Annotated in this window: 13 protein-coding genes; 6 read left to right on the forward strand and 7 right to left on the reverse strand. The window is 62.7% G+C overall.

Features of this window, described 5'->3' with window-relative positions; all coding sequences use genetic code 11:
• Positions 1–176: 176 nt before the first annotated feature.
• From MLG87_RS03930 to MLG87_RS03955, 6 genes are all read right to left on the reverse strand, one after another.
• Positions 177–908, reverse strand: a complete 732-nt coding sequence (locus MLG87_RS03930; protein WP_243293902.1) for a TetR/AcrR family transcriptional regulator — start codon at positions 906–908, stop codon at positions 177–179.
• The gene (locus MLG87_RS03935; protein WP_279341055.1) at positions 905–5335 is read right to left on the reverse strand and encodes an efflux RND transporter permease subunit; all 4431 of its coding nucleotides are present in this window, start codon (positions 5333–5335) and stop codon (positions 905–907) included. Before MLG87_RS03935 ends, MLG87_RS03930 begins: the two co-directional genes overlap by 4 nt.
• 2 nt (positions 5336–5337) lie before the next feature.
• A complete protein-coding gene (locus MLG87_RS03940; RefSeq protein ID WP_243293903.1) occupies positions 5338–6417 on the reverse strand; it encodes an efflux RND transporter periplasmic adaptor subunit in 1080 nt (359 codons plus the stop codon).
• A gap of 25 nt (positions 6418–6442) precedes the next feature.
• On the reverse strand, positions 6443–6727 hold the full coding sequence (locus tag MLG87_RS03945) for an STAS domain-containing protein (RefSeq protein WP_243288745.1): 285 nt from the start codon (positions 6725–6727) through the stop codon (positions 6443–6445).
• A 447-nt stretch (positions 6728–7174) separates the two neighbouring features.
• Positions 7175–7750 (reverse strand): hypothetical protein, encoded by a 576-nt coding sequence (locus MLG87_RS03950; RefSeq protein WP_243293904.1) that lies wholly within the window; start codon positions 7748–7750, stop codon positions 7175–7177.
• Positions 7751–7908: 158 nt separating this feature from the next.
• Entirely contained in the window at positions 7909–9582 is a 1674-nt protein-coding gene (locus MLG87_RS03955) for a sigma 54-interacting transcriptional regulator (RefSeq protein ID WP_243293905.1), read from the reverse strand.
• 393 nt (positions 9583–9975) lie between these two features.
• Between MLG87_RS03955 and MLG87_RS03960 the strand changes: the two genes are divergently transcribed.
• The 3 genes from MLG87_RS03960 to MLG87_RS03970 are packed head-to-tail and all read left to right on the forward strand — an operon-like array spanning position 9976 to position 14825.
• On the forward strand, positions 9976–10758 hold the full coding sequence (locus MLG87_RS03960) for a hypothetical protein (protein ID WP_243293906.1): 783 nt from the start codon (positions 9976–9978) through the stop codon (positions 10756–10758).
• Positions 10743–12158: a mechanosensitive ion channel family protein gene (locus MLG87_RS03965; RefSeq protein WP_243293907.1), complete on the forward strand. Its 1416-nt coding sequence runs from the start codon at positions 10743–10745 to the stop codon at positions 12156–12158. Before MLG87_RS03960 ends, MLG87_RS03965 begins: the two co-directional genes overlap by 16 nt.
• Positions 12159–12164: 6 nt before the next feature.
• The gene (locus MLG87_RS03970; RefSeq protein WP_243293908.1) at positions 12165–14825 is read left to right on the forward strand and encodes a patatin-like phospholipase family protein; all 2661 of its coding nucleotides are present in this window, start codon (positions 12165–12167) and stop codon (positions 14823–14825) included.
• A gap of 243 nt (positions 14826–15068) precedes the next feature.
• On the opposite strand, the gene MLG87_RS03975 is transcribed toward MLG87_RS03970, so the two are convergent.
• Positions 15069–15428: a histidine triad nucleotide-binding protein gene (locus MLG87_RS03975; RefSeq protein WP_243293909.1), complete on the reverse strand. Its 360-nt coding sequence runs from the start codon at positions 15426–15428 to the stop codon at positions 15069–15071.
• Between the two features lie 11 nt (positions 15429–15439).
• On the opposite strand from MLG87_RS03975, the gene MLG87_RS03980 reads away from it, so the two are divergent.
• Genes MLG87_RS03980 through MLG87_RS03990 form a run of 3 tightly spaced genes read left to right on the forward strand, consistent with a single transcriptional unit; the run spans position 15440 to position 17769 of the window.
• Positions 15440–15895: a tRNA (cytidine(34)-2'-O)-methyltransferase gene (locus tag MLG87_RS03980; protein WP_243293910.1), complete on the forward strand. Its 456-nt coding sequence runs from the start codon at positions 15440–15442 to the stop codon at positions 15893–15895.
• 15 nt (positions 15896–15910) lie between these two features.
• A complete protein-coding gene (locus tag MLG87_RS03985; RefSeq protein WP_243293911.1) occupies positions 15911–16309 on the forward strand; it encodes a cobalamin B12-binding domain-containing protein in 399 nt (132 codons plus the stop codon).
• Positions 16309–17769 (forward strand): DNA repair protein RadA, encoded by a 1461-nt coding sequence (locus tag MLG87_RS03990; RefSeq protein ID WP_243293912.1) that lies wholly within the window; start codon positions 16309–16311, stop codon positions 17767–17769. The genes MLG87_RS03985 and MLG87_RS03990 overlap by 1 nt, the downstream gene beginning before the upstream one ends.
• Positions 17770–17783 lie beyond the last annotated feature (14 nt).

Consider the following 17783-nt stretch of genomic DNA (forward strand, 5'->3'; position numbering starts at 1 on the left):
TGGACGAAAGGCTCCGGCCTTCAGGCGGCTTGCAGGTAGGGTTTGGACCGACGGGCTGAAGGCGGATGTCGAAGTGCGCCGAAGCGCGTGATTCCAGCCAGGCCTTAACAGGGATCACTAGCTGAACCAGTCGCCCTTAGACCGTGCTCGATCTGGGTTCCGATATCTTCCTTTCGTTAGGATTCAGGCTCGAGGTAGTAGTCCGGGATTCTCAATCCATTCAGGTTGAACCTGAGGAAGTGGGTCACCAGGCGCGGCACGTCGTCCTCGTCACAGGGCGGCTCATTCAGAAGCCGGGCAAGGATGTCCTGGTGGCAGAGGAAGAAGATCAACTGTGCATGAATGCTCATGCCCATCCGCACCAAGCCATCGTGATCCAGGTCGGATCTGAGAACGCGAAGGCAGCGGTTCAAATACTCAATGTGTGGCTGAATCGCTTCCATCAAACTGCCCATCGATTCTTCAGGTGGGTAGATCATGGATTTCGCGATGAGAACCAGGATGGCTCGTTCAAGTTCAGGATCTTTGTCGGGGGGCAGGTTGGACTTCTGGCGGAGGCTCATCCGGATGAATTCGCGGATGTAGGCTCGAAGTGCGGTGACCGCTTGTCGAAGCACCGCAGCCTTGCCCGCAAATGGGCCGACTGGCAATGGCGGCATTGGCAATGTCTTGGCGGTGTGAATTGCCATCCGGGAGGCAAGGTGAAGTGAGGCGGCATGCAGACCGGCCTTTCCTCCAAAGTGGAAGGAGATGAGGCTGCTGTTGACTCCTGCCGCATCGGAGATCTCTCGGATGGAGGCGCCTTCGAACCCCTTCTCGGCAAAGATGCGGATGGCGGCCTTCAGTAGCATCAGTCGCGAGTTTGTGATCGGCGCAGGCATTTTCAGGTTGTCTCTGGAGTCGGTCATTGATTTAAACCTCCTCCGAGCAGTCGATCCAACTCGGCGCGCGTGAGATCAAGTCCCAGGCGAGCGGCGAGAAGTTCGGCCTCGGAAGCAGTGGCCTCGGCATCCGCATCCAGCTTTTTTGAGACTGGGATCAGTCCGGACTTGTGCTGATTCCCGGCCAGACGGGCCTTTTCGACGTTCATGGCATTCGCATCTTCAGCAGCCTCTGACAGGATTCGCGCTGTTTCCAGCTTACGGAGCAGCCGATCGAGATCGATCTCAGTACGGTTGCGCACCCGGTCGTAGTTGCTCGAGGCTTGGCTCGCAAGGGCAGCCCGCTGGTGGACCACACCGGATCGCTTGCCCCAATCAAAAACGGTCCAACTCAGGGAAAGCCCGTAGGAGGTGGAGTTGGCTTGGACGAAAGGAAGTCCATCCTGGTGTGTCTGACGGATGAAGGCACCCAGTTCAGGAATGTATTCGGATTTGCCTGCCTTGAGGGCGCTGCGGCTCTTCTCGAGCGAGGCCTGGGCTACTGCCAGATCGGGATTGGACTTCCGGATCTGATCCAGCATCGCTTCACGCGCTGGAAGCGGCCGTGCTTCAGTGGAGACAGGGGCAAGGTCCAGAGGTGTCTGAAGGGGTTCACCCATCAAGTCGTTGAGTTCCGACGTGAGATCAGAGGCGGTGGCCTGAGCGGTACTCAGCTTGTAGCGGTTCTGGAGGAGCTTGGCCCGACTCCCGATTTGCTGCACCTTCAGGGCATTCCCCGCCTTGACGGCATCTTGGGCATCCAGATCCTGGGATTCGGCCGCAGCCACGCCTGCCTGAGCAGCCGTGATTTGGGCCTGAGCGATCAGAAGGCCATAGTAAGCCCGGCGTGTCTGATAGGCGATCTCGGTCTCCATCTTTCGCAGCTCGGCCTTTGCCACCCGCTCCTCGGCAGAGGCGACCTCGTTCCCATGGTGGATCTTGAAAAGCTGGGTGAGGGGCTGACTCAAGGTGATGTTCTGATAGAAAAGATGCGTCTTACCCTGGCCCAGGTTGGCGTCCTGGGTCGGGAAGGGCCCTAGACCTGGCACGTTTCCGAGGGAGCCTGCCGGAACGGTCATGAATGGCTGATCGTTGCGCTTCAACCAGGTGGCATCCATTGCGAGTTGCGGGAAGTAGTCGGCTCGCGCCGTGCGTTTCTTCCCCGCTGCCTCATCGACCTTGGCACGGGCGATGCGAATTGCCGCACTGTGGTCGAGGGCGCTGGCCACAGCCTGCTCGAGAGTCATGTGCTTCGGTTCCGACACCCCCGCACTGAGCGGGGACGCCAGGAGCAAGGCCAGGATGAACATCGGGATGACCGAAGCCACCCGGCTTCCAGTGGATGAGCTCTCTTTGGACCGGAACACGAGCACGTAGATGACGGGGACCACCAGAAGCGTGAAGAACATCGAGAAGATCAGACCGACCGCGAGGACGCTGGCCAGAGGGCTCCACATCTTCGAGCCCGAAAGAACCATGGGTGTTACGCCGACGGCCGCAGCCATGGTGGTGAGGAAGATGGGTCGCAGTCGACGCTCACCGGCGAGGGTGGCGGCCTCCACAAGGGGGATACCCTCGCGCAGCTTCTCCTTGATGTAGTCGATGAGGATGATGGCGTTCCGGACCACGATGCCGCAGAGGCTGATCATGCCCATGAAAGCCGTGAAACCGAAGGAATTGCGGGTTATGAGGAGGCCCACGACCACACCAAAGAGCGAAAGTGGAATGGAAGCCATGACCACCAGGGGTTCGACCAGGTTCCGGAACTGGATCATGAGGATGAAGAAGATGGCCAGGAGACTGATGCCAAGGGCCACAACCATCTCGGGCTGTGTTTCTTCCTGGTTGGCAAATTCGCCGCCCAGTTCGAGCCGGTACCCGGGAGGAAGTTTCAGAGTCTTCACCTTCGGCAGAGCGTCCTTGAGGATGGAAGAGGCATAGGTCCTCGGGGCCTGGAGGCAGCGGACGGTCAGGGTGCGCACGCCGTTCCTGCGCACGAGACGGCTGGTCTGCCAGGTGGGAGCAAGATCCGCGATGGCCCGCAGGGGTACCTTCCCGTTGGTGATGGAAGAACCGACGTACGTGTTTCGCACATCATCGAAGGTGGCACGGTGGGCAGGGTCGACCCTCAGGACGAGGTTCACCGCCCGGTCGCCCTCCCAGAACGTGCTGACGGGTGCACCATCGAAGGCGCCATAGAGGAGGTTCGACACGCCCATGTGGGTGATGCCCAGGCGGTTGGCCAGCTCCGTATTAAGGTCCACATTGATCATGGGGGAGTCGTTCCGGTAGTCGGTGTGGAGGAACTGGGCCCGGGGGTCTTTCTGGAGGATGTCCCCGATCTGCTCACCGATGGCTTTCAGCTTCGCCTCGTCATCCCCGGAGATTCGAAACTCGATGGGCGCCTCCATCACAGCTCCCTGCTGGAGTTCCTGAACCAGGACCATGCCCTCGGGCGCCAGACGTGCCAGGCGTGACCGGAGCTCCTCCACGAGCGCCGTGGTGGCCTTCACGTCCACCGTGTTCACGATGAACTGGCCGTAGGCCGGATCGGGCTGCTGTGGGTTCACGTTGTAGTAGAAGCGGGGGGAGCTCTGCCCCACGAAGCCGGCAAGGTGAGTCACCCGCTTGTCGCGGAGGAGTTCGCCCTCGATGCGCTTCATGGTGGCGTCCGTGGCCTCGATGCGTGTTCCCTGGGGCATCCAGAGGTCAACGACGAACTGGTTGCGTTCGGCGTTGGGGAAGAATTCCTGGGGGACAAACCGGAATAGGAAGGCACCCAGGACAATTCCTGCCACGCCTAGGCCGACCGCGAGCATGGGCTTGGACATGAAGTACGTGATGGCCTTCTTATAGGCGACCTGGAGGAGATCCAGGGCATTGAACTTCTTGACGTGATCCGTAGGTTCCGCGTCGTGGTCGTGCAAGCCCTTGTGGATGAAGGTTCGGCAAAGGAGCGGGGTGACGAAGACCGCCACGAGGAAGGAGACGGAGAGGGCTACCGCCACGGTGATGGGGAGGGCCAGGATGAACTCACCGGCACTTCCGGAGATGATGATCAGGGGCAGGAAGGAGGCAATGATCGTGAGGGTCGCCGCCAGCACCGGAACGAGCACTTCCGTGGCGGATCGCCAGGCAGCCTCGGGTCGCGGGACCTTGTGATCCAGTAGCTCCACGTAGTTGTCGGCGATGACGATGGCGTCGTCCACGACGATGCCGAGCACCACGATCAGGGCTGCGATGGAGACCTGGTGGAGTTGGATCCCGAAGACGTTCATGACGGCGATGGTCGTCAACATGGTCGTTGGGATGGCCAGGGCCGCGATGAGCGAGACCCGGAAGGGGAGCAGGAGGACCGTCACGACGATCACGCACCCGATGGCGATGAGGAACTCACGGCCCATGTGGGTCATCCGCTCTTCCACGACCTGCGGCTGGTTCGCGATGTAGTCCATGTGGAGATCGGGCGGGAGCATGGGTTTGACCCGGTGATTGAGCACCTCGGTCACCTTGTCACCCATCTCGACGATGTTGTGCCCTTTCTGCATCTCCACAGAGATCATCAGGGCGGGCTTGCCGTCGTAGCGGACCATGAATTCCGGATCCTGGTACCGACGCTCCACACTGGCGAAGTCCCCGATGTAGATTGGCTGCCCGGTCGGGGACATGCCGACCATCACCTTCTTGATCTGTTCTTCCGTGTTGAAGGACCCCGTCGTGTGGAGGGGGATCTGGCCGTTGTCCGTGCGGGCGTTCCCGGCGGCCTGAATCTCGTTTCTCTGATTCAGCGCTCCCACGATTTGCCGGGGATCCGTGAAGTACTGGCTCATGCGCTCGAGGCTGCTGGTCACCCAGATCTGTTCGTTCTGCCGGCCGTAGACCGCAATCTTCCCGACCTCGGGCACGGTGCGAAGGGCATCCTGGATCGTGTCCACGTAATCGCGCAGCTCACGGTAGCCGTAGCGTTCGCCGCTCACGCAGATGAGCATGGCCACGGTGTCTCCGAAATCCGAATCCACCACCGGTCCCATCACCTCGCCCGGCAATTCTGTGGCCTTCACCAGGTTCATCTCGTGGCGCAGCTTCGCCCAGAACACATCCGGAGTCTTGACGTTCTTCTCCAGCTCCACGTTGATGATCGCGAGGCCAGGTCGGCTGGTGGAGTAGGTCTTCTCCTTGCGCACTTCCTGGAACTTGAAGATGTGCGATTCCAGCGTCTTGGTGACCTGCTTCTCCACCTGTTCCGTGGTGGCACCAGGATACATGGCGGCGACGATACCGGTCCGGATGGTGATGCTCGGGTCCTCGGTACGAGGCATGCCCATCAGGGCGTGGATCCCCAGCGCCACGGCCATGATGACGAGAATGGCCGTGATGGTCGGGTAGCGTAGGAAGGCTTTGATGGCTTTGTTCATGGCTACTTACCCCCCTGGACGGGCTCGGCGCTCATGCCGTTACGCAGGGTGTTCTGGCCGGCCACCACGATGGACTCGCTCCCTGTAAGGCCGGATCGAATCTGGATGCTGCGCCCGTACACCGCCCCTACTTCCACTCGCTTTGAGTAGACCCGCTGCTGATCGGGGAAGTACTGAAACACCTGGGTGGCGCCTTGGGGATCCCGAACGATGGCTTCGGAGGGCAGGGTGAGCATGTCCAAATGCTGCGATCCGGTGATGGAGACCTCGGCAACCATGCCCACCTTGAGCTCACGTTGCGGATTGGTGACGCTGACACGAGCCATGTAGGTGCGCGTCGCAGGATCGGCCGAAATGTTCACCACCCGCACGCGGCCCTGGAAGAGGCGGCCGGGCAAGGCGGGAATCGTGACCGAGGCGGACTGCCCCACCTTCACGAGCCTTACGTCGGTTTCGGGAATCCCGACGTTCACCTCAATGGGATCCAGCTGCGCGATTTCGAAGACGGGCTGGCCTGCGCCCACCATGACGCCCGGCTCCACCATCCGCCGCGCGATGAAACCGTTGATGGGTGCCACCAGTCTGGCTTCGGCCAGGTTCTTGCGAGCCACACCTTCCCCGGCGATCGCCTGCTGAAGCTGCTCGCGGGATGCGTCCCGGGCCGCAGTAAACTTTGCGAAATCATTGGGCGCCAGGCTCTGAGTGTCGAACAGCTGCTTCATGCGGCGGAATTCCTGATCTGCCTGGTCCGCGCCCGCCCTTGCAGCCGCCACCTGGGCACGGGCTGCTTCCATCGCATGGGCGAGGTTCTCGGCATCTAGGACGGCCAGGAGCTGTCCCTTCCGCACCGGCTCGCCTTCCCTCAGAAGGACCTGAACCGCACGGCCTGGCACCTGAAAGGCCACCATGGAGGATCCACCCTGGGGAGTCAGGGTGCCGCTGACGCCAACGCGTTCCAGTTCCTGGACACGGGTGGGCTGTGCCACCGAGATATTGACCTTGGCGGTCTCGACGGCCTCCCGGTGACTCCCGCAGGCAAGGATCAGGCACAGAGGAGATAGGACGAGAAGTTTGCGTTGCATGGAATTCTCCTGAAATGGGAAAAGGTCAATCCTTGGAAAGGGATTCGACTTCCTCGATGACGGCTTCGATGAATGGGGTTGGACCTTGCAGCAAACACCCGGCTCGGCGCATGGCCGCGAGCATGGCTTTGCCACGGGCATCCACGAAGGAGACCTCAGACAAGTCCACGACGACTTCCCAGTGACCGGGAATTCGGGGGGAGGCATCCATCCACACCCTGAAGAGTTCGTCCACCCAGGGATGGATGACCTTCCCTTCTAGGCGCAGCCGCACAGTTTCTTGTTCAGATTCAACATGGATTCTCAGCACACAGAACCTCCATTCACGGAGCCCTATGCGCACACTTGATGCCAGTTTGTTCAAACAATTTTAACTATTTTTATATTAATATTTGCATCGAACGAGCCTGCCTCTGCTCCGAAGACGACATCGTCGCCCCGAGACGACATGGAGTCTCGCGACTTCATGTCGTCAGTTGGCTCGGCCAAAGCGAATCCTTGTGTCTCGGCGTGAGAGATGCCGTGTTTCTGCCCAGGAAGGGCGTCGATGCCCCCGGCTCACCCAGGCAGTGGAGGCTTAGTGGGCTGGGTAGATCGAGCCGTGTGGGAGACCCTTCCCAAACCTCCCTGGCAATCATGTTCCCGAACGAGTTCCGAAGGACCCGAGGCCCCATAGGCCTCATGCAGCAAGGATCCCTTCACCCTTCGATTCATGAAGAGAATTTGAACCTTCGATCAAGGAAGGAACCACTTCGCGTCAATCCCGAAGCATGGAGCGGGATGGGGTGCGATCGGATTCAGTGTGAGGTGGTATGAGGTCCAGCAGCCCCGTCAAAGCGGGTTGATCCCTCACCCCTTGTCTCGGATCCAGCTTGTAAGGAATCTCGGCGTGCCCCCACCAGAGCTTTCGTGCGCCGTGTCGCTCGAATATCTCCATGACTGGAACCCGGGTGCGTGGGGACGACTCCTCAGTGAACGTAGTCAGGACAATTTGGAAATCCGCCTCCTGAGGCAGCGCCATCCGGTAACCCTTCTCCATGAGTCGGTCAGACACCAATGGCTTCAACTCTTCGAAGGGAATAGTCCGCATATTCCAGATGCAAAGCGCTGAATCTGGCTGGCTATCGATGCAGAACGTCTTCAGGGTGGTGAGGCGATCCTCCTCCAGGGAGGTGCCGGTGAAATTGAGCCTCCTGCATGAGAGCAGTGCCTGGAGTAGAAGCAGAGCACACAGGAACGCCACACCTCGAATCAGCGTTCGCACCGCTTGACTCGGAGGAGCACTGGCCAGCCTTTCGGCCTGGTGCCCTTTTTCATCGTGGATTCGTGGCACCTCGGGCCTCCAATCATGAAGCCCTTGGCACACACGATGCCAATCTTCCAATAGCACTCAAATCGCTAAATCAATGCGATTTAGCTTGCACCTGTCGACTCCATTCATGGACCATTCTGCTTTGGCAAGACGACATGAAGTCTCGCGACTTCATGTCGTCATTTGGGCCGATCGAGTCCGAGGCGCTTCATCTTGGAATTCAGGGTTGTGCGTTTCAGGCCAAGGCGCGCAGCTGCGCCGTGGGGCCCCCCCACCGCACCCCCGCTCGCCTTCAGAGCCTCCAGGATGCCCTGGCGTTCCAGGTCTTCGTAGGTCTGGGCAGCGGCGACTGGCGAGTGGACCGCCGGCAGGATCATCTCACCCATGGGCACATGCAGGTCCGGACCTGGGCTGAGGATCACCGATCGCTCCACCAGGTTCTGCAATTCCCGGATGTTTCCAGGCCAAGGCCATCGAACCAGGAATTCCATGGTTTCGGCAGGAATGCGCACGATGCGCTTGTCCATGGCCCTGGCAAACTTCTGAGTGAAATATCGGACCAAGTTGGGAATGTCTTCCTTGCGATCACGCAGCGGCGGGACTCGGACCGGAAACACATTTAGGCGGTAAAACAGATCCCGGCGGAAGGTCCCATTCTCGACCATCTGTGCCAGGTCCTGATGAGTCGCGGCGATCAGCCGCACGTCGACTCGAAGGGTTCGGGTGCTGCCCAGGCGTTCAAATTCTCGCTCCTGAAGGGCGCGTAGAAGCTTTGGCTGAAGCTCCAGGGGGAGGTCACCAATTTCGTCCAGGAACAGGGAACCCAAGTGGGCCAACTCGAATCGGCCGACCTTTCTGGCGATGGCTCCTGTGAAGGCCCCTCGTTCATGGCCGAACAGCTCGCTCTCCACCAGACCCATGGGGATGGCCGAGCAATTGAGTTTGATGAAGGTGCGCTCCTTCCGTTTGCTCCGCTCATGGATGGCTCGCGCCAGCAGTTCCTTGCCAGTTCCGGTTTCTCCCAGCAGGAGGACCGTGGCGTCGGAGGGGGCCACAGTTTCAATCTGCTGCAGGACCTTTGCGAAAGATGGGCTAGCACCGACCATCTCTTGGGTTGCGAAGTCCTGGGCCCTTTCCTCTTCCAGATAGAGCTTTTCCTCCACCAGTTTATCGTGTGAGTGGCGGATGTCCTGGAAGGCCATGGCATTGTCCAGGGCGAGGGCAATCTGGCCCGCCACGAGTTCCAGCAGACGCAAGGTGGGGCCCTGGAAGGCATTCTCCTTTTGGCTCCCAAGGCTGATCACCCCGAGCGCTTTGCCTCTGGAGTGCAAGGGAATGAGGCAGATGGACTGGATGTGCTCCTGCTGTAGCAGTCGGGCAAGCTCAGGCGGTTGAAGAGTGGCGATCCGCGCCGGATCGAGGATATCGATCTGCTTGGTGTCCAGGGCCCTGCTAGCCAACTCCAGGGATTCAGGGACCTGATCGCCAATTCTGAACTGCCCCCGAGAGCGAGTGAAGTCCAAGAGCCGAAGACGCTCCATGGTACCTTTCGACTCCAGTGTGCTCAGGGTCATGAAATCGTGGTGCGTGCGTTCCCATAAGGCCGACGAAATGGCCACGAAAAGCTGCTCTGGGTCCAGGTTGTTCAGAAGAAGCTTGTTGATGTGCAGCACGAGTCGCAGCTCGTCGCGTTCTTGCGCCAGCTGATCCAATCGGCGACGGAGCCCCTGGAGCACCATCAGTTTGCGAGATACACCTTGCCACCTGCGGTGACCCGTGAATTTCTCTCCCGCCGCGTTCTGATTCACACCTCGGCCTTGGTGGGAGGGGGGTGTCACGTGGTCGTCTTGCATGGGACATCCTTCTTCGGGGTTATATCATCGGGGCAGGATGGAGATCTACAAGTCGCATGTGTCGGTCTATTTCACCTTGGATCAAGTGGGTCGTTCGTCCAGGCCGACAGGCATCATACGTGGAATTGAGTTCGATGCACCTCGCATGGGCGATCTACCGAACGATCGCCAGAATTCGAGTTCACCCGTGACGAAATAGAGTCCTCGCGACGAAATCAAGCCGCTGAGAAGGGCACTAAGTCGAACTGCAGCAGGCCTCATGTATTTGTAAATTTTAATTTAATTCTAGTTATATTTGATCATTCATCCTGGCATCTTACCTGCCCTTACTGCACCGATCCGATTGGGAGGTGAAGGATGGGGCCGATTTCTGTGGGAAGCCTGACGAGGTACATGCGAACGGTTCCGTTGGCGATGGTCGCCCTCCTTCTACCTGCGATCAGCCTCTTGGCTTCGGATATCACCCTCAACCAAACCAGCATTGATCACGGACATGAATGGGAACAGATCCAGCTCTGGTCGTCCCGATACATGCGTATCAACCAACCTGGAAACCAAGTGGATTTTCTGGTCGATTTCACCCAGGGAGTTTCCTACCACATCGATCACGACAAGAAGCTCATCCAGAAGATGAACTGGGATGACCTTGAGATTGCAGCGAAGGTTCTTGGAGAGAAGTTGAAGAACCTACCTCCCCTGATTCAGAAGGCGTTGGGTGCCAACGATGCTCCCGTCTCCGTGGTGGACCAAGGTTCTGAGATCATCCTCGACCGCGAGTGCCACAAGTGGAAGATCGTCGTGGGCCCGGCGACCATCGAGACCAGCAATGATCCGTCGGTCACTCCTCCGGTACCTGCTATCCCCTATCAGCGCTTTCTCAGGCTTCATACCGTCATCGGTCAGCCACAGACCAATGCGGCCCCACGCCTCAAAGCCGGTGAAGAACTGGCCAGAGTGCAAGGCCTCGCGCTGAAGTACCGCATCGTACTACCCATTGCCGGGCAGACAACCACCATCACCACTCATATCGAAGAAGGGCCCATTCCTCCCTCAGCCTTCGAACTGCCTTCGGACTACCAGGTGGAAGACTCCGGCAAGAAGATGCTGGAGAACCTGGGCGTATACGTCAGTCATTCTGTTCCTGTAAGCCAGGTCCAGCCATGTTCAGGGATCTGAGAACCGTCGTCAGCCCGTGGCGGCGATGGGTGGCCATCGGCCTGCTGCTGACGGCAGGCGCTCTGGCCGCCTCAGTACTGGGCGATGGCCACGGCTACCCTATGCTTGTGCGGGTGCGTGAGCTTGTGGTCTGGGCTCTGGGCTCCTACCTGGGAATCCGGGTCTTCACCCACGTGTTGCTGGACCCGCTGCTGAGCCACTGGCGCACCTCAACCCCTGGATTCGCCCGGGATCTGGTGGTGGTGACCCTGTATTTGGTTGCCGCCGTGTTCCTGCTTCACAAGTCGGTAGGCGTGAACCTGGGCACTCTGATGAGCACCGGTGCCATCGCCGCCGCGGTATTGGGTCTTTCCATGCAGGAAACCTTGGGCAACCTGTTCGCCGGCGTCTCCATGAGCCTGGCCCCGGCGTTCCGTGTGGACGACTGGGTGGAGGTCACGGGCAATCTGAGGGGCGGCAACGGTCAGGAGACCTTCATCGGCCGCGTTGATGCCATGACCTGGCGCACGGTCCAGATCATCACCGAGAACGGCGACACCAGCATCTTTCCCAACCGGATCCTCGCCCAGGCGGTGGTCACCAACCTCTATGCTCCTTCCGGTCTGCACCGGCGCACCCTGAAGGTGACCGTGGCCCCCCACGACACCATGGCGGCCACCCTGGCGGCCATGGAGCAGGCCCTGGGTGGCATCCCCCACCCTCCAGACCACAAGCCCGAGGTCAGATCCCACAGCTTCGACATGGGCGGGGTGGTGTTAGAGATTCGGTTCTGGGCCCTGGGTTGGCGTCACGGCCGGGCCGCCAACTTCCAGGCGGTGCGCCTAACCCAGACGGTGTTGAACCGCCTGGGGGTGCCCCTGCTGGGACCCCACGGGCCCACCCCCACCAGGACCGACCCAGTGGTGCTCCAGGACGGGGTCTTGGAGGACATCCTGGAACGCTTCGGGCTGCCCCAAGATTGGTCCCCACAGCTCAAAGATCGCGTGGTCCTGCGCCGGGCCGAGCCTGGCGAAGGGGTGATCCGGGAAGGGGATCCAGGCGAATCCCTGTTCATGGTCATGACGGGCACCTTGCAGGCCGTGAAGGTGGTCGAGCGCTTCGAACCTTACACCGGGCTGTTCTGGGAGGTGATCGGGGACCTCGGTCCCGGCGACTGGTTCGGCGAAGGGTCCCTGCTCACGGGCGCCCCCCGCCGCGCCACAGTGGTGGCTGCGACGGTCTGCGAGCTGGTGGAGGTGCCCAAGGCCGCCTTCGAGCACGTCCTGCGTAGCGCCCCCCATCTGGTGGACGGCCTGGTCGAACTGAAGGAATCCAGGTCCGGGCACATGGCCGACTTGCCCAAGACGGCCAATCGCCGAGATTTGGCGCGGGTGGAGATCAAGCGCTGGTTCGGGCTCTAAATCCATATGCGACGTTTTCTAGCCATCCTCTTCCTGAGTTCCTGCTTCTTGGCGCAGGCCCAGGAACGCCTCGCGCTGACCGTGAGTCCGCCGGACCAGCGGTTCCGTTTCCTGCCGGTGCTCCACGCCCCCGGCGAGCGCCCCCTCGTGCTGGCTCTGCGGGGCGGGAGCGCCAAGGGCCTGGCCCACGCCGGCGTGCTGCGGCGCCTGGAGGAGGAAGGCTGGCACCCCGAGGGAATCGTGGGCACCAGCGCCGGCAGCTTCGCGGCGGCGCTCTACGCCAGCGGTTTCGGTGGGGTCGGGGCCGAGCGGATCTTCTTGCGCCGGGACTACTCCCTGGTGCTCGATGATCGACGGCGGACGCCGGGCCTGAGCGCCTCCGAGGACGAGGAACGGCACGGCACCTTGATGGGACTCTCCTTCGTCGGCGGTCGGCCCATCCTGGTGCCCGGCGAGGACCGAGCGCGCCGCCTGCGGATCGCCCTGTTCGAAACCCTGGCACGGGCCCAGGCGCTGGGTGGCTCCGACTTCGACCGGCTTGGTTCACGCCTGCGGATTGTGACTTCCAGCCTCACGCGGGGCGAGGCCCGTATTCTGGCCCAGGGGGACCTGGTGGATGCGGTGAAGGCCTCCATGTCCATTCCGGGGTTGTTGGCCCCCGTAGCCATCGGCGATGAGCGCCTGGTGGACGGCGGCCTGGTGGAGAACCTGCCCGCCATGGCAGCCCGCTCGGCCTTTCCCGGCGCTCGCATCCTCGCCGTGAACATCGGGCGAACCTGGAATACCACGCCGCCTTCCGACATCCTGACCCTGCTGGACCGTAGCCTCGACTTGGCCATGCGGGTCACCGAAGCGCGGAGCGAGGCGAATTCGGATCTGGTGATCCGACCCGAGACCGACAAGGTGGACGAGTTCGCCTACCGGGGCAAGGAGTCCCTGCTCTTCGAGGCTGGCGCGACCGCCCTAAGGAAAGCCCTGCCTCAGTTGGAGTCCCTCCTGATGACGGATGCCGGGGTTCCGGCCGCAGCCACCCTGAGGGTGGATGGCCCCGGCCATCCTGATCTGGCTGGGTTGCTGGCCGACACCCGGCCGTCCGCCGGTCCCTGGTGCCGCGCCGACCTATGGCGCCTGCTCCGCCGCGCCCACCGGAGGCTGCCTCTGGACCGAGCCTGGGTGGACTTGCCCGCCACTCCTGAAGGCGAGGCTATCTTCCACTGGGAGCCTGCGGCTCTCATCCAGCGGGTGCAGTTGGACCTGCCCGCGGACTGGGTCACGGCCTACAAGGCCCGAGTGGCCCAGAGCCTGCGCGAGCGGGGCCTGGTCCCCGGGCAGCCCTTCCACGCTGCACGGTTCGGACTGGCTGAACAGGAACTCCTCGCCGAGGCCGTCGGCAAGGGCGCAGCCATGCTGGATCTGCGGGGCAGCGGTTTCGCCGACGGGGTGCTCACCCTCGCGGTGCGTGAGCCCAGCCTGGTGCGCGTCGAAGTGGAGCCCGGCCCCATGGCGGCCTCCACCCGCGCCATCGCCCAGGGGTTGGAAGGCCAAGCGCTTCGCGCCTCGGAACTGGAGGAGGTACTGGGACGCGCCCAGGACCGCATGGGCATTCAGCGGCTGGAGACCCGCCTCCAGGAGCGCGAAGAGGGCCTTGTCCTCAACCTCCGCCCCGTGGGCAGCCAACCCACCCTGCTGAACCTCACCCTGGCCTACGAAAGTGACTGGGGCCCGCACGGCGGCGTCCTTATGCGAGGCCGGAACCTCTTCGGCGGCGGCGAGAGCGGCTCCATCGAAGCGGTGGCCGACAACCTCCAGAAGCGCCTGGAGGGACACGTGGCCTGGAGCTTCCCCTCCCTTCCGGCCTTGTCGCTGGGGGCCTTCGGCTCCTGGTCGAAAAACGACGTGCGTGGCGGCGTCCTGTTCGTGGAGCCCATGGCGGACCTGGCCTCGCGCTTCACCCGGAAGGAATTGGGCGTGGAGGCCATCCTGCGCTGGGGCAAGGAGGATCGAGCCCGCTTCGGCCTCGCGGCCTTCCAGCACAGGGGCACCTTCACCCGCGCCGGGACCGACACCGACACGCCGAATGCCACGGTGGTGCGGGGCTGGCTGGAGTGGGACGATCTGGACTTCCACACCATCCCCACCGAAGGCACCCTCCTGCGCTTTTCGGCGGACCGGAGCCTCTCCGTGGAAGGCGAGGCCCACCCGTACTGGCGCAGCTATGCCCGGGCCAAACGCCACCAACCCCTGAGTTCCAACTGGGGACTAATGGTGGACACCGAAGTGGCCCTGTCGAAGGATGCGCCGCCGGATCGCCTGTGGATCGCGGGCGGCAGCGATTCCTTCATCGGCACCCGCAGTGCCGCCTACCTCATGCCGAACTTGGCGGCCCTAAAGATCGGCCTGCCCTACACCAAGGCTTCGATGGTGGGTACAGGCTGGCAGATCGGCCCCCGCTTCGACCTTGGTCGGGCCTCGGACCAGCCGTCCACTCTAGGCGATGGCCTGCGCATCGAAGGGTTGGGCCTGGTGGCCAGGACTGGCTTCCGGGAATTCTTCATGGAGCTTTCCGCTGGCCGGGTGCACCTCCACCGAGGCTCCGCTTCCCAGCACGAGAACCGGGTGTCGATCCTCCTGGGCGCTCGACCCTTCGATCTCTGGCGGCGGAAGTAGCTCTTCGGGTTTAGGCAATTTGTACCGTCCCCCTCAGCCGAGGATGAGTCTTCCCGAAACTCACGTGAGAATTAATTCTCATTACAATCCGCACGACCAGATTCAAGTCCACACTGGTGGACCATTTCGGTTTAAATGGTTGAAATATTATTAATTTGCATCATTTGGGCCATACGCAATGCGAATTGCCAGCAAACGCGTGTCTTTTTCGCTAAATATGAATAGAAGGTAACCGGGTTCAGTTCAAAGGCAGAGCTTCCCGCCCAGGGGCTTGCCGCCGAGGAGGTGGAAGTGGAGATGGAACACGGTCTGCCCCGAATCGGGCCCCGAGTTGATGAGGAGGCGCCAACCGCTGGCGGCGACCCCGAATTCCTGGGCCAGGCGCGCGGCCACCTGGGGGATGCGCCCCACGGCCGCGGCGATCTCCGGTGTCATGTCCGCCGGGCCCTCGCAGTGCGCCTTCGCGATGATCAGAAGGTGCACCGGCGCCTGGGGCGAGATGTCTTTGAAGGCGAGCAAGCTGTCATCTTCATACACTAGGGTCGCGGGAATCTCCTTCCGCGCGATCTTGCAGAACAGACATTCGTTCCTAGCGCTGCTCATCAGGACCCCCCATGTTCCACATCATCTTGCACCAGCCCGAGATTCCGCAGAACACCGGAAGCATCGGGCGCCTCTGCGTGAACAACGGGGCGAAGCTCCACCTGATCCATCCCCTGGGCTTCGACACCAGCGACTACTACCTGCGCCGGGCGGGGCTGGACTACTGGGAGAAGCTGGAGCCCACCCACTACGAGAACTGGGAGGACTTTCTGGCCCGCAACCCCGCACGGCGGCTGTGGTTCTTCAGCACCAAGGGCGCCAAGCGCCACACCCAGATCCCCTGGGCCTTCGGGGATGGGCTGGTCTTCGGGAAGGAGACCGTGGGTCTGCCCGACGCCATCCTGGACGCCCACAAGGACCAGCTGGTGCGCATCCCCATGATCGGGGACCACCACCGCAGCCTGAACCTCGCACAGGCCGTGGCCATTGGCCTTTACGAGGCGCTGCGGCAGACTGAGAACTGGTAACCCGACGGAGTCCCCATGAGCCAGGCCCCCATCCGCGTCGTCATCGCCAAGCCCGGCCTGGACGGGCACGACCGCGGCGCCAAGGTCGTGGCCCGCGCCCTGCGGGACGCCGGCATGGAGGTGATCTACACCGGCCTGCGGCAGACGCCCCAGCAGATCGCGGCCGCCGTGGTGCAGGAAGACGCGCGCGTGCTGGGCCTGAGCATCCTCAGCGGCGCCCACAACCAGATCTTCCCCGAAGTCATGCGGCTGCTGAAGGAGCAGGGCGCGGACGACGTGCTGGTCTTCGCCGGCGGCATCATCCCCGACGAGGACATCCCCGGCCTCAAGGCCCTCGGCATCCGCGAGATCTTCCAGCCCGGCACGAACACCGACGACGTGGTGGCCTTCATCCGGAAGGAAATCCGCGACTGATGGCCAAGACCAGTCCGCTCTTCGAGTGCACCGCCTGCGGCGCGCGGCATCCCAAGGCCCTGGGCAAGTGCACGGCCTGCGGGGCCTGGGACACGGTTCAGGAGGTGCGCGGTAGCCTGAGGCGCGACCTCCAGCGCGCCGGATCGGCCTACTCGCAGAGTCACTACACGGGGCCCGTGGCGCTCCCGGACGTGGAGGTCACGGATACCCAGCGCAGCCCCACGGGCCTCGTGGAGCTGGACCGCGTGCTGGGCGGCGGCGTGGTGCCGGGCATGGTGGTCCTCCTCGGTGGTGAGCCGGGCATCGGCAAGTCCACTCTGCTGCTCCAGTGGGCCGCGCAGGCAGGAGAATCAGGCGTGGAATCCGGGCTTGGCCCGGAGGACACGCGGGGAGCGCGAGGGGGACGCAGAGAGAGCGAAGCGAACGGGCGGTCCCCCTCGTCTAGTACCGTCCTCTACGCCAGCGGCGAGGAGAGCGAGCGCCAGATCAAGCTGAGGGCCCAGCGCCTGGGGGCCGAGAACCCCGGCATCCACCTGCTGGCGGAGACGGACGTGCGCCGCATCATCGAGGAGGCCGAGCGCATGAAGCCGGGCCTCCTGCTGGTGGACAGCATCCAGACCCTCTTCGATCCCGACTTCGAATCCAGCGCCGGCAGCGTGAGCCAGGTGCGCGGCTGCGCCGCCATGCTCACCCGCTGGGCCAAGACCACAGGCACGCCCCTGGTGCTGGTGGGCCACGTCACCAAGGACGGCGGCCTCGCGGGCCCCAAGGTGCTGGAGCACCTGGTGGACACGGTGCTGGCCTTCGAGGGGGACCGGCATCACCACCATCGCCTGCTGCGCGCCCTGAAGAACCGCTTCGGCGCAGCCTTCGAGCTGGGCGTCTTCGCCATGACCGAGAAGGGCCTGGTACCCGCCGAGGGCAATCCCTTCTTCCTGGACGCCGAACCCCGTCCGGGCTGCGCCGCCACGGTGGTACTCAGCGGCACGCGTCCCATGGTGGTGGAGATCCAGGCCCTGGTGGCCGCCGCGGGCCTGGGCATCCCCCGCCGCACGGCCCTCGGCATCGACGGCCAGCGGCTGTCCATGCTCTGCGCCGTGGCCGAGCGCCGCGGCGGCGTGCAGCTCCACGACCGCGACGTCTACGTGAACGTGGCCGGCGGCCTGGAGATCGAGGATCCCGCCGCAGACCTGGCGGTCATCGCCGCTCTGTGCAGCAGCGCCACGGGCCGCCTGCTGGCCGAGAAGGGCCTCTTCATGGGCGAGGTCGGATTGACGGGGGAAGTGCGCCCCGTGGCCCAGCTCCCCCTGCGCCTCCAGGAGGGCGCGCGCCTGGGCTTCGCCTGCGCCGCCGTGCCCCGCCTGGGCCTGGAGGGGAAGAGTCCCCTGGACCTCTTCCCCGAGACCAGCGTCGAGCGCCTGCGGGGCAAGGCGTGGCTGAAGGGCGCGGTGGAAGAGTAGGCCGTGTCCCCCAT

It is taken from the genome of Geothrix mesophila (assembly GCF_022808835.1).
Lineage (GTDB): Bacteria > Acidobacteriota > Holophagae > Holophagales > Holophagaceae > Geothrix > Geothrix paludis.